This window comes from Streptomyces sp. AC602_WCS936 (assembly GCF_019049125.1).
Lineage (GTDB): Bacteria > Actinomycetota > Actinomycetes > Streptomycetales > Streptomycetaceae > Streptomyces.
Window position 1 is genome coordinate 1 of record NZ_JAGMUF010000089.1, and the last position, 12,304, is coordinate 12,304.

10 protein-coding genes and 1 pseudogene are annotated in these 12,304 nt (G+C 75.3%); 1 reads left to right on the plus strand and 10 read right to left on the minus strand.

Going from position 1 to position 12,304, the window contains the following annotated elements; genetic code table 11:
• The 9 genes and pseudogenes from KUM03_RS25155 to KUM03_RS25195 all read right to left on the minus strand — a co-directional run.
• Positions 1 to 795, minus strand: a 795-nt coding sequence (locus KUM03_RS25155) for a protein kinase (protein ID WP_217251567.1), incomplete at its 3' end; no start/stop codon positions are given.
• Between the two features lie 114 nt (positions 796 to 909).
• Positions 910 to 1,869 carry a threonine/serine dehydratase gene (locus KUM03_RS25160; protein WP_217251568.1) on the minus strand — a complete coding sequence of 320 codons (960 nt, stop codon included), beginning with the start codon at positions 1,867 to 1,869 and terminating at the stop codon, positions 910 to 912.
• 90 nt (positions 1,870 to 1,959) lie between these two features.
• Positions 1,960 to 3,012, minus strand: coding sequence for a polyprenyl synthetase family protein (locus tag KUM03_RS25165; protein ID WP_308406408.1), 1,053 nt, complete (start codon positions 3,010 to 3,012; stop codon positions 1,960 to 1,962).
• The gene (locus KUM03_RS25170) at positions 3,009 to 4,070 is read right to left on the minus strand and encodes a tetratricopeptide repeat protein (RefSeq protein WP_217251569.1); all 1,062 of its coding nucleotides are present in this window, start codon (positions 4,068 to 4,070) and stop codon (positions 3,009 to 3,011) included. Before KUM03_RS25170 ends, KUM03_RS25165 begins: the two co-directional genes overlap by 4 nt.
• 168 nt (positions 4,071 to 4,238) lie before the next feature.
• Positions 4,239 to 4,916: an AIM24 family protein gene (locus tag KUM03_RS25175; RefSeq protein WP_217251570.1), complete on the minus strand. Its 678-nt coding sequence runs from the start codon at positions 4,914 to 4,916 to the stop codon at positions 4,239 to 4,241.
• A gap of 59 nt (positions 4,917 to 4,975) precedes the next feature.
• Entirely contained in the window at positions 4,976 to 6,286 is a 1,311-nt protein-coding gene (locus tag KUM03_RS25180) for a CAP domain-containing protein (protein WP_217251571.1), read from the minus strand.
• Between the two features lie 109 nt (positions 6,287 to 6,395).
• Positions 6,396 to 9,350, minus strand: a complete 2,955-nt coding sequence (locus KUM03_RS25185) for an AAA family ATPase (protein WP_217251572.1) — start codon at positions 9,348 to 9,350, stop codon at positions 6,396 to 6,398.
• A 192-nt stretch (positions 9,351 to 9,542) separates the two neighbouring features.
• Positions 9,543 to 9,674: pseudogene (locus KUM03_RS39330) on the minus strand (UBP-type zinc finger domain-containing protein); the annotation flags it as partial.
• Positions 9,675 to 9,740: 66 nt separating this feature from the next.
• On the minus strand, positions 9,741 to 10,106 hold the full coding sequence (locus KUM03_RS25195; protein WP_217251573.1) for a VOC family protein: 366 nt from the start codon (positions 10,104 to 10,106) through the stop codon (positions 9,741 to 9,743).
• A gap of 63 nt (positions 10,107 to 10,169) precedes the next feature.
• Between KUM03_RS25195 and KUM03_RS25200 the strand changes: the two genes are divergently transcribed.
• A complete protein-coding gene (locus KUM03_RS25200) occupies positions 10,170 to 11,045 on the plus strand; it encodes a universal stress protein (protein ID WP_254399859.1) in 876 nt (291 codons plus the stop codon).
• Between the two features lie 25 nt (positions 11,046 to 11,070).
• On the opposite strand, the gene KUM03_RS25205 is transcribed toward KUM03_RS25200, so the two are convergent.
• Positions 11,071 to 12,303 (minus strand): DUF4032 domain-containing protein, encoded by a 1,233-nt coding sequence (locus tag KUM03_RS25205; protein ID WP_217251575.1) that lies wholly within the window; start codon positions 12,301 to 12,303, stop codon positions 11,071 to 11,073.
• Position 12,304: the final 1 nt, after the last annotated feature.

The window sequence follows — 12,304 nt, forward strand, 5'->3', positions numbered from 1 at the left end:
ACGGACCACCGGGCGGGTCAGCCGCTCCCGGGAGTTCTTGCGCAGCAGCCCCTGCACGGCCTGCGCGAGCGGACCGGCGCGCACCGGCGTGCGCAGCGCCAGCCGGTCCACGCCCCGCAGCGTCGTCTCGGGCCGCCCCCGGTCGCGGAACGGCGGACGTCCCTCGACCATCGAGTACAGGATCGCCCCGAGCGTCCACAGATCGGCCGCGGGCCCGATCCGCTCGTCGCGGGCCTGCTCGGGCGCGGCGTACGAGGGTGCGGCCAGGCGCGGGGCGAGGGTGGCGCCGGCCAGCCCGAAGCCGGTGACGACGACCGAGCCCTCCTCGCGCACGAACACCTGCCCCGGGCTGAGTTCGCCGTGCGTGATGCCCTGGCCGTGCGCAGCCTCCAGCACGGCCAGCAGTTCCAGCCCGATGCGCGCCGCCCGCACGTAGTTGAACGTGCTGTGCCGCTCCAGGAGTTCCCCGAGCGGCACGCCGTCGACCCACTCGGTCACCGTCCACAGGACGCCGTCCGCCACCACCGCGTCGACCACCTCGGCGACCCGCCCGGGGCACAGCGCCTGCACGGTCTCGCAGGTACGGACCACCCGCCCGGCGGTCCGGCGCGCCGTCTCGCCGGACTGGTCCTCCTCCTCCGGCAGCGCCGTCTGCGCGATCAGGCACGGGCGGCCCGTGTGGGCGTCCTCCCCGGACCAGGAGACGCGGTTCGTCTCGCGGTGGACGACCTCGAGCAGGCGGTACCGTCCGGCGATCAACTCGTGTGTGGAGACGCGCGCCCTGCCCATGGCCATCCCTCGTTCGCACCGCCGGCTCTCGGCTTGACCAGAGGTACGGCGAGCGGACCGGGCCGCGTTCAACGCATACGAGGTAACCCGCGGTAAATGCGAATGTCGCGCGGAAACCCGTCAGCGCAGCCCGAAGCGGTCCGCCCAGCCCGTCATGTCGGCGGTCGTGGCGTTCCCGCCGCAGACCACCAGCCCGATCCGGGCGCCGTCCCCGACCCGCTCCACCACCCGCCGGGCCGCGGGCAGCAGGCATCCGGCGGCCGGCTCGGTCCACACCTTGCCGTGCTCGGCGAGCGCCAGCGAACCCTCGACCGCCTCCCGGTCCGGTACCACGAACACCTCGGTGACCAGTGCCGACACATGCTCGTACGTCAGCTGCGAGACGGCCGGGGCGCTGAGCGTCGTGACGATCGACGACAGGGCCACGGACCGCGGGCCGCCCGCCGCCAGCGCCTGGGACATGGCCTCGGCGCCCTCCGTCTCCACGCCCCAGATCCGCACGTCGGGCCGCCGTGCCCGCAGCGCCGCCGCCACCCCCGCGATCAGCCCGCCGCCCCCGATGCTCACGAGGACGTCGGTGAGCTCCCCGGCGTCCTCGGCGAACTCCAGCCCCACGGTGCCCTGCCCGGCGACCACCACGGGGTCGTCGAAGGGGTGGACCAGGGTCAGTCCCTCATCGCGCAGCCGGGACACGAGGGCGAAGGCACTGTCCATGCCGTCGGTGAGCCGCACCAGCGCGCCCGCCTCCTCGGCGGTCTCCACGGAACGGGCCGGTGCCGTACGCGGCATGACCACCGTGGCCTTCACGTCCAGCGCGGCGGCCATGACCGCCACCGCGATGCCGTGGTTGCCGCCGCTGACCGCGACGACCCCGGCGGCCCGCTCGGCCCCCGTCAGTGACAGCAGCTTCGCCGTCGCGCCGCGCGCCTTGAACGAGCCGGTGCGCTGGAGCAGCTCCAGCTTCGCGGTCACCGGCGCCCCGAGCAGCGCGGACAGCCCGGGGCTGGGCACGGTCGGGGTGCGTACGACGTGTCCGGCGATCCGCTCGGCCGCGGCTTCGATGTCCGTGATCCCGATCAAGGCACTCTTCCTTCCGAACCCGGGCGCCCGTCCGCGCCCCTTGGCACCCTTTCGCGCGAGGTGCCCCAGGTCAACACGGTCCCGTGGGTCTCAGAGGTCTCGGCGCGGCAGGTAGTCCAGCAGCGACCGCAGCTCCGCGGCCGGGCCCGCCGCCGCGGCCGCGCCGGCGAGCGCCGCCTGTGCCGTGCCGAGGCACCGGTGCGCCTCGGCCAGTGCCGCCGTACGACCGCCCGCCTCGTCGATCAGGGCGGCCACCTCCTCGGGATCGGCGGTGTCGGAGGCGAGCAGCGCGGCCAGCCGCCCGGCCGCCGGGACGGGGGCTTCGAGCGCGGCCAGCACCGGGAAGGTCTTCTTGCGCTCCCGCAGGTCGCCCAGTACGGGTTTGCCGGTGACGGCCGGGTCGCCCCAGATGCCCAGCACGTCGTCCACGACCTGGAAGGCGATCCCGAGGTGCCGGCCGACCCGGTCGAGGGCGTCGGCCGTCGCCCGGGGAGCCCCGCCGAGCACGGCCCCCGCCGCGGCCGCACAGCCCAGCAGGGACCCCGTCTTGTGCTCGGCCATCGTCCGGTACTCACCCGTCCGCACCCGCCCCGGACCGGTCCACGGACGCTCGGCGAACAGCAGGTCGTCCGCCTGACCGCGGACCAGGTCACCGAGCGCGGTGGACAGCAGTCGGACCGTGCGGGGACCGGCCGGGGCGGTGGCGAGTGTCTCGACGGCCAGCGCGAACAGCGCGTCGCCCGCGAGAACGGCGGGCCCGGTGCCGTACGCCTTCCACACGGCCGGGCGCCGGCGCCGGGCCGGATCGCCGTCCATGATGTCGTCGTGCAGCAGCGAGAAGGCGTGCACCAGCTCCGCCGCGACCGCCGCGGGCACCCCGGCCCGCCCGGACGCGCCGGCCGCCTCGGCCCCGAGCACCGCCAGTGCCTGCCGCAGACCCTTGCCGCCCCGGGCACGGGCGGGTGCCCCGCCCACCTCGCACCAGCCGAAGGAGTACGCGGCCATCTCGCCCACCCAGGGGTGCAGCCGTCCGACGCCCTCCTCCAGTGCGGGCCGCACCAGGGTGCGGCAACGGCCGAGGACCCGCGGCTCCCGTACCGCAGCCGGGGGCGACGCCTGCGCCGCCGTGGCCCGCGCCGTCACCGTACCGCCTCCGCCGCGGCGCCCGCCGGCGTGCCCGTCAGACCGAATTCCTCCTGCGCCCGCGCCACCATCCGCCGTGCGTGCATCAGCCCGATCCGCTCCAGCACACCGGCCAGGTCGGCCAGTTCGGCTGCCGTCTCGGCACGGTCGCGGCCCAGCCGGGCCAGCGACTTGGCCAGGCCCAGCCGGGCCAGCGCCTCGCCGCGCGGCTCGCCCATGGCGCGGAACTCCGCGAGCGCCCGCTCGTACAGGTCGCGGGCCTCGGGGTAACGCCCCGCGCGGTAGAGGACGTTGCCCCGCATCTTGTGGTTGTAGGCCAGCGCCCCGGACAGGTTCATCGCCCGGCACCCGGCCTCCGCCTCGGTGAGCAGCTCCAGCGCCCGTGCGGTGTCGCCGTCGCGGACGGAGACGACGTCGGCGAGCCCGCGCAGCGCCCAGGCGTGTCCGCGGCGGTCCTCGGCGCGCGCCGCGATGCCGGCCGCCTCCTCGAAGAGCTCGTACGCGCGGTCGTACGCACCGGTGTTGCGGTGCATCTGCGCGATGCCCTCCAGCGCCCACACCGTGTGGCGGGCCTCGCCGCGCCGCCGGGCCTCGGCCAGCAACTGCTCGTGCAGCCGCCCCACGGCCTCGTAGTCGCCCTGGATGCGGCCCGTCTCGGCCAGGCCCGCCAGCGAGTAGCCGCGCACCACGACGTCACCGCCCAGCTCGCCGAGTTCGGCCGCGAGCCCGAGCAGCCGCCGCGCCAGCCGCAGGGCCCCGCGCTGCCGGGCCAGCGTGCCGCCGCTCCACAGCGCCCAGGCCATCGCCGCGGTGTCCCCGGCGGTGCGGGCCGCACGGTAACTCGCCTTCCACGCCCGGTCGGCGTCCGGGACCCGGCCCAGCCGGCGCTGCGCCTCGGCCACCGCCAGCCCGGAGCGTGCCGCTTCCGCGTGCCGTCCCGCCCGTTCGGCGGCGGCCAGCTCCTCCTGGCCCGCGGCCAGGACGTCGGTCAGCGAGGAGTTGACGGAGAGGGCGGTGAGGGCGCCCTGGTACTCCGGGGCGAATGCCTTGCCGTACATGGAAGCCTTTCGGTCCTGGTCCACAGCACGCGCACACTGCGAGCGCGGTATGCACTGCGTGTATACGCCCTGTGTATAGTGGGTCGGAAAACAGCCCTGGCCACGTGGGGCGACCAGGGCGTTTCACCTGTCGCCGATCAAGACGTCGGCGGGGCGGACCGGGTTGCCTCAGTGCTGCTGCGTCTTCTGCGGCGTCGCCTCGCTCGGCCGTACGACGACGAAGCCCTCGCCCTGGAGCACCAGCTGCACGGCTTCCCCGGAACCGCCGCGCAGCATGGAGCCGATGGACTGCGAGCGTTGCAGCGAGGTCGCCAGCCCCGCGGACCAGCCGACGATCGCGTCCGTGTCGACGTGGACGGGGTACTGGGGCGAGACCGGGATCACCAGCGGGCTGCCCTCGCAGATGAGGCCCAGCCTGCCCTGCCCGGTGAAGACGCTGTTGAACAGCCCGCCGCCGGCGATGCCGGAGCCCTTGACGGTGGAGATGCGGTACGACAACGACACGTCGAAGCACAGCACGTTGCGGCCGTTGACGGTGAACTCGTCGCCGGGCTCGACATCCACCACGAAGCAGTTCTGCGCCTCGTGCGCGAACCAGGCCTCGCCCTGTCCGCGGACCGCCATCAGGGGCAGGCCCTCCCCGGTGACCGCGCGCTTGAGCATGCCGCCCACGCCCTGGCCCTTGCGCTCGAACTGGAGGTTGCCGCGGTAGGCGACCATCGCGCCCTGCCGCGCCAGCATCTCGCCGTTCACCGTGTAACGGATGCACTTGGAGTTCTCGACGGTCATGCCCGGCGCGGTGGCGGGCTGAACCATGTGCTCGCTGGAAAAGAGGTCACCCTTCATACGCGCATCCTGGCCCGGAGTGCCCCGTTCCGCCAAGATCGGGCGGCGCCTTGCTCCGCTCAGCCGCCGAAGAGCTGGGTCCAGTACGTGCCCGCCCGGCCGCCGCCGGCGAGGCCGATCCCGATGTGGGTGAAGTCGGCCTTGAGGATGTTGGCCCGGTGACCGGGGCTGTTCATCCAGCCCTCCACCACGTCGGCGGGGGAGCGCTGGCCGCAGGCTATGTTCTCGCCGACCGTGCGCCGGGCTGCGCCCGCCGCGGCGGCCCGGTCCCAGGGCTTGCCGCCGTCCGGATCGGTGTGGGAATAGAAGTCCCGGGCCACCATGTTGGCGCTGTGCGCCTGGGCGGCGGCGGTGAGCCGCGGGTCGACGGCCAGCGCCGGCAGACCGGCCCGGACCCGCTCCCGGTTGGTGAGGTCCGCGACCTTGGACGTCGTGCGGTCCAGACCGTCCGGGGTGAGCGGCACCGCCCACAGCGCCGTCCAGTACGTGTCGCCCGAGGGGCCGTCGGCCGCGTACGCCCACCCGGCGTGCGTGAAGGCGGCCTCGTGCAGGGTGCGCCGGGTCCGCTCGGAGCGCAGACAGTACGTGACGAACTCGGCGGGCGTGCGCGGGCCGGAGACCAGGTGCTCGCCCACGGTGAGATACGCGTACCCCGCGGAGACGACACGCTGGTGCACCGAGACGCCGTCGCGGGTCTCGACGCTCAGCGCGCCGGCGGCGGCCATGGCTGCCGCGTGCGCCCGGGCCGCCGTGACGAGGCGGGCGTCGGCGGAGACGGGCCGGGAACCGGCCGCCGAGCGTGCCGAGTTGACCAGCGACAGGAAACCGTCGGAGTCGCCGGCCGGTGCCCGTCCGTCGGGCTCCTCCGCTGCTTCGCCCGCTCCGCCCGCCTCGTCGACGACGTCCACCCCGAAGTCCCGGGCGAGCCCGGCGAGTCCGTCGGCGTACCCCTGCCCCAGGGCGCGCAGCTTCCAGCCCTCCCCGCGCCGGTAGAACTCCACGAGCAGCAGCACGGTCTCCTGCCGGGGGCGGGCGGGCGTGAACCGCGTCAGCGCGCGCCCGCGCGCGTCGGTGACGTGGAGCGTGGGGGAGGGAAGCGCGCCGAAGCCGGTGCCCGGGCCGGAGGGGCTCACCGCGACCGTCACCCGGGTGGCACCCGGACGCAGCCGCGCCGGATCGACGGTGAGTGTGTCGCCCCGCAGACACGCGCCCGGCACCCGCGGCTGGTTGTAGAAGACGAAGTCGCCGTCCCCGTCCACCTTGCCGCCGTCGTCCGTGACGAGCGCCGACACGTCGAAGGCGCCGGGCACCCGCACGCTCACGGGGCCGCCCGGCAGGGGGATGTTGCCCCCGGGCACCAGCTCGGTCATCCGCAGCCCTCCCTCCCGGTCGGCGCTCCCACGGGTGTCGGCTGCCGGGTCAACGTCCGCCGCGGGCCGGGGGTTCCCGGGGGCGGAGGCTGTCGCGGCCCGGTCAGCCCTACCCCGCGGTCTCCGGGGTGATCAGACCCTGCCGGTAGGCGACCGCCACCGCCTCCGTGCGGCTCGCCGCCTCCAGCTTGGCGAGGATGTTGGAGACGTGGACGCTCGCCGTCTTGGCGGTGATGAACAGCTCCTCGCCGATCCGGCGGTTGCTGCGCCCCAGGGCGAGCAGCCGCAGCACGTCCCGCTCGCGGGCGGTCAGCGACGCGGCCCGGTCCCCGGTGTCCGCCGGCCGGGCGCGGCGCAGCAGGTCGTCCAGCCGCTCGCGCAGCGGCGTGGCGCCGAGCCGGCCGGCCTCCCGGTGCGCGAGACCGGCCTCGTCGGCCGCCTCCGCACGGCGGCCGGCCGCCAGCAGTGCCTCGGCCAGCCGCAGCCGGCACCGGGCCCGTTCGTACACGTCGCCGTGCGCGAACCCGGCCATCGCCCGCTGCCAGGAAGCCGGATCGGGCCCGGAGTCGAGCCGGGTCCACTCCGCCTCCGCGCGGGCCAGCCACGCCTGCCCTTCCAGGCCCTGCGGCCGGTCGTCCTCGCCCCTGCCGGCGGACCGGCGGGCCTGCTCCAGGAGTTGTGCCGCGGTGTCCGTCCAACGGCGGACTCTCGCCTCGTCACCGGCCGCGCGCAGCTCGACGACGGTGTCCGCGACCGCGGACAGCGCGAGCGCGGCAAGGCGGACGGTGACGGCGGGCGGCGTGCCCGCGTCGTCGGTGAGCGTCGCGACGGTGGACCGCGCCCACCGCACGGCGCCCTCCGCGTCCGCGCGCAGCGCGGCGGCGTCGGTCAGCACGATGCCCGCGACCAGCGTGACCATCCAGTCGAACGGCCCTTCCAGCAGGGCACGGGCGCGGTCGGCGGCCCCGAGGTCGCCGCGCGCCAGCGCCACGTACAGGCCGGCCGCGACGGCGTGGGCGCCCGCGGCGGGCGGGGGACCGGCGTCGTCCTCCGCGGCCTCGCGCAGGCACTCGTCCCAGTGACCCAGCGTGTACAGCACCAGCAGCCGCAGATACCGCATCTCCCGCGGATAGGGCGAGGACAGCAGCCCCGAACGGCGGGCCCGCTCCAGTCCCTCGGCCGCCCAGCTCAGGCAGTCCGCCGGCGCGCCGGCCTCGAAACAGCCGATGGCCAGGTTGAACAACGCGCGCAGCTCCACCGGCGCGTTCCCCGCCCGGCGCGCCAGCTCCCTCGCCTCCAGCAGCCGTTCCCGGCCGCGCGAGGTGGCCCGGTGGTCGTCCTCGAGACCGATCACGGAGATCAGGAGGTCCGCCCGGGCGTCGGCGACCCCCAGCTCCTCGGCGACGCGCAGGGCCCGGCGGCCCACCCGGAGCGCTGTCTCGTTCTCCCCGACCTGACGGGCGGCCATGACGTGGGTCGCCGCGGCCCACACCCACGTCGGCGACGGCGGCTGGGCGGGGATCAGGGCGAACGCCTCGCTGCTGTGGGCGAACGCGGCCGACAGGTTGTCGACGCGGAGCAGGTTCCCGGCGAGTGTGTAGCGGACGCGGGCGGCGAGTTCCAGGTCCGCGTCCTGCCCGAGGCCGGCCAGCGCGGACCGGGTGAGCGAGACGGCCCGGTGCAGGTCCCCGGCGTGCGCGGCGGCCGCCGAGGCGCGCAGGGTGAGCGTCACGGCGTCGGGGCCGGCGGGCCGTGCGCCCGCGTCGACCGCCGACCACAGGTCGAGGGCCGTCTCCAGGTGCCGCAGCTCCTCGGCGGGCGCCCCGATGTGCTGGGCGTGGTCGGCGGCCTCCAGGGACGCGGCGAGCGCCTCGGGCAGGTCGTGGCTCTCCCGGTAGTGGTGCGCGCGCTCGGCGGCGCTGTCGGACCGGCGGTTCGGACCGCCGAGCAGCCGGGCGAACGCGCCGTGCAGCCGGGCCCGCTCCCCGGGCAGCAGGTCGGCGTAGACGGCCTCGCGCGCGAGGGCGTGCCGGAAGGAGTAGGTGTCGCCGTCGCCGGAGACGAGCAACTGCCGCCCCAGGGCCTCGCGCAGTGCCGACTCCAGCTCCTCCTCGGGCAGCCCGACGGCGTCCCGCAGCAGTACGTGCCCCACCTTGCGTCCGGCGACGGCGGCGGTGCGCAGCACCTGCTGGGCGGTCTCCGACAGCTGCTCGAACCGGATGAGCAGGACGTCGGCCAGACCGCTGGGCACGCCCCGGGCGGGCGCGTCCGTGGCGGCGACCAGCTCCTCGGCGTAGAAGGCGTTGCCCTCGGCGCGTTCGACGATCCGGTGCACGGTCGTCTCCGGCAGCGGCCGCTCGCGCAGCGAACGCACCAGCCGGGCCACGTCGTCGTCGGGCAGCGGCCGCAGCTCCAGCCGCTCCACGGCCGGCAGCCGCACCAGCTCGGCGAGCAGGGGCCGCAGTGGGTGGCGGCGGTGCAGATCGTCCGCCCGGTACGAGGCCAGCAGCGCGACGCGGTGACCGGGTGCCCCGCCCGTCGGCCGTTGCAGGACTCCCCGGCTGAGCAGGAACCTCAGCAGGTCCCGGGAGGACTGGTCGGCCCAGTGCAGGTCCTCCAGGACCAGCAGCAGCGGGGCGATGTCGGAGAGTTCGGCCAGCAGCGCGGCCACGCCCTCGAACAGCCGCAGCCGCGACCGCGTGCCGGCGTCCCCGCTCTCCGGGTCCTCGGCACCGCCGCCGAGCAGCCGGCCGGCCACCGGGTGGGCGGCCAGCACGGCGGCGAACCCCTCGTCGGCCGCCAGCACGCCGAGGATCTCGGTGAACGGCAGATACGGCAGGCCGACGTCGCCCAGGTCGACGCAGTGCCCGGTGAGCACGGTCGTCCCGGCCGCGGCGGCCCGACCGGCGACCTCGTCCAGGGTCCGGGTCTTGCCGACTCCCGCGTCCCCGGCGATCAGCACCGCGCGGGCCTCCCCGGCGCGGGCGCGCTCCAGCACGCCGGTGAGACGCGCGAGTTCGTCCTCGCGGCCGACGAGCGGGCTGGTGAATGAGGTCAGCGACACGCGTCCATCCTGGCACGCGAGTCCGACAGCGCCTCGGGGAGGAGGCGGGCGGTTTTGTGGTCTGTGCCGTGGGGTTGGTGCTTGCGTGGCTGGTGTCGGGCTTTGCGGGAGGAGGCGGGCCGCGTGGTCAGCGTCGCAGTGTCCGGGCCCAGTCCGCCGGTACCCGACCCGCCGGGCCTCGCCCGGCTCGAAACTCTGCACCACCGGGCGCCCGGTGGACCGGTAGTGGCCGGTCGCGTGCTGCCCCGGCGAGCTGTCGCAGCGGCCGACGTGGCCGCAGCTCGCGCAGCGCCGCAGGGGGAACCCCCAGCCGCCGGACGTGTCGCAGTCGGCGCAGCCGGTGCCGCTGGACGCGGCGGTGGGATCGGTTCCGGTGTCGCGGGTCCTCGCTCAGGCAGCGGGGCGGCCGCCGCGGGGGCCCAGCACGCAGAACTCGTTGCCCTCCGGGTCGGCCAGCACCACCCAAGGCTGCTCGCCCTGCCCGACGTCGGTGGGGCGCGCGCCCATGCGCAGCAGCCGGGTCACCTCGGCCTCCTGGTCGTCGGGCCGGAAGTCGAGGTGCAGCCGGTTCTTCACGGTCTTGCCCTCCGGCACCGGCACGAAGAGCAGGCCGGGCAGCCGGTCCGGGGCCGGACGGATCTCGTACTCGTCGGGGGCGTCGTTCACCACGACCCAGCCGAGCACCTCGGTCCACCAGCGGCCGAGCGCCACGGGATCGGCCGCGTCGACGTTCACCTGCTCCCACTCCAGAGTCATGAGGACAGCGTAGGGAACACTGGCCCCATGGACGACGTGACCGCGACACAGGGAGGGACCCGGATGACGCGCCCGATCACGGCAGGCGTGGACGGTTCGGAGGAGAGCCTGGCCGCGCTGGACTGGGCGGCCAGGGAGGCGGTCCGGCGCGAGGCGTCGCTGCACGTCGTGCACGCCTGGCGGGTGCAGGCACTGGACGGGGACGGCGCGGGGGACCGGGACGCGCAGGAGCGGTGGGTGCGTGACGCGGTCGCCGAGTCCGTCGGGACCGTCACCGAACGGCACCCGGAGCTGACCGTGTCCACCGAGGTCCGCGAGGCCGACGACGCGGTCGCCGCGCTGCTCGCCGCCGGGGCCGGTGCCGAGACGCTGGTGCTCGGCTCGCGCGGTCACGGGGCGGTCGTCGGGTTCCTGCTCGGCTCCGTCGGACAGCAGGTGATCGCCGAGGCCACCCGGCCGGTGGTCCTCGTGCGGTCCGGGGACGACGCCGCGGCCGAGGCGGCGGGCCGCGAGGTCGTCGTGGGCCAGCAGGGGGAGCCGGAGGACAGCGCCGACGTGATCGGGTTCGCCTTCGAGGCCGCCGCCGCGCGCGGCGCCACCGTGCGTGCCGTGCGGGCCTGGGCCCTGCCGACGGTGTTCACCTACAGCCCGGGCTCCATGGCGCTCGCCGACGAGGCCGGGGGCCTGGAGCAGTACGAGCGCAAGGCGCTCGGCGAGGCGCTGGCACCGTGGCGCGAACGCTTCCCCGACGTGCCGGTGATCGAGCACGTGGAGATGGGCAGCGCCGGTCAGGTGCTGCTCTCGGTGGCCGGCGGCGCCCAGCTGATGGTCGTCGGCCGCCGAGCCCGCCGTACGGCCGTCGGCGCCCGCATCGGCTCCGTGGCGCACGGCGTGCTGCACCACGCAGAGTGCCCGGTGGCGGTGGTCCCGCACGCCTGAGGGCGCCGGAAGCGCGGTACGCCGCTCAGTCGGCCGTCGGCTGGAGCGTCTCGCGGGCCCTGGGCAGGATGCTGGTGATGTAGTCCGCGACGGCGGTGTCCAGCCCGATGTCGTGCTGGGCCCGCTCGGACAGGTACCAGCGGTGCTCCAGCAGCTCGTGGTAGATCTCGGCCGGGTCCATCGCGCCGCGCAGCTCCACCGGCACCGCGCGCACGGTGGGCCGGAAGACCTCGCGCACCCAGCGATGGGCGAGGACCTCCGGGCGGGCACCCAGGGGGTCGCCCGGGGCGTAGTCGTCCTGGGTGGCCATCCAGCTCTCCAGGTCGTTCAGCAGCCGCCGGGCCTGGTTCTCCTCGGCGTCCAGGCCGGTCAGGCGCAGCAGCTGGCGCTGGTGGTGGCCCGCGTCGACGACCTTGGGCACGAAGGTGACGGTGTCGCCGTTGGAGGCGTGCTCGATCTGCATCTCGGCCACGTCGAAGCCGAGGTCGTTGAGGCGCCGGATGCGACGCTCGATGTAGTGGTACTTGCCCGCCGGGTAGACGGAGGTGCGCGTCAGTTCCTCCCACAGCCGGCCGTAGCGCGCGCAGATCTCCATGCCGAAGTCCACCGGGTCGACGGAGGGGTGCAGTGCCCCCGACGCCTCCAGGTCGAGCAGCTCCCCGCTGATGTTCACCCGGGCGAGGTCGAGGTCGTAGTCGCGCTGCCCGTCGCTGAGCCGCTGGTGCAGCTCCCCGGTCTCGGCGTCCACCAGGTACGCGGCGTAGGCGCCCGCGTCGCGGCGGAAGAGGGTGTTGGACAGCGAGCAGTCGCCCCAGGCGAACCCGGCGAGGTGCAGCCGCACCAGCAGCACCGCGAGGGCGTCCATCAGACGGTGCATGGTCGCCGGACGCAGCGTCGTCTCGAACATCGACCGGTACGGCATCGAACCGCCCAGGTGCCGGGTGATCAGCACCGGTTCCAGCGGATCGCCCGAGGCGTCGACGCGGCCGGTGACCACGCCCAGCGCGTCGACCGCGGGGATGGCGAGCCGGTCCAGGTCGCGCAGCAACTGGTACTCGCGCAGCGCGGGGCGTTCGGCCAGCTCCTTGACCGCGACGACCTCGTCCCCGGCCCGGGCGTAGCGGACGACGTGCCGGGAGATGCCGCGCGGCAGCGGCACGAGGTACTCCTCGGGCCACTCCTCCAGCGGCGTCTGCCAGGGCAGTTCGAGCAGGAGCGCGGGGTGCTCCGGGTTGGTGGCGCTGATCTGCAAGGCCATG

Coding starts and splice junctions, on each gene's coding strand:
- KUM03_RS25170 (WP_217251569.1), bottom strand. CDS start 4,070: ATGTACGGCAAGGCATTCGCCCCGGAGTACCAGGGCGCCCTCACCGCC.
- KUM03_RS25175 (WP_217251570.1), bottom strand. CDS start 4,916: ATGAAGGGTGACCTCTTTTCCAGCGAGCACATGGTTCAGCCCGCCACC.
- KUM03_RS25180 (WP_217251571.1), bottom strand. CDS start 6,286: ATGACCGAGCTGGTGCCCGGGGGCAACATCCCCCTGCCGGGCGGCCCC.
- KUM03_RS25195 (WP_217251573.1), bottom strand. CDS start 10,106: ATGACTCTGGAGTGGGAGCAGGTGAACGTCGACGCGGCCGATCCCGTG.
- KUM03_RS25200 (WP_254399859.1), top strand. CDS start 10,170: ATGACGCGCCCGATCACGGCAGGCGTGGACGGTTCGGAGGAGAGCCTG.
- KUM03_RS25205 (WP_217251575.1), bottom strand. CDS start 12,303: ATGGCCTTGCAGATCAGCGCCACCAACCCGGAGCACCCCGCGCTCCTG.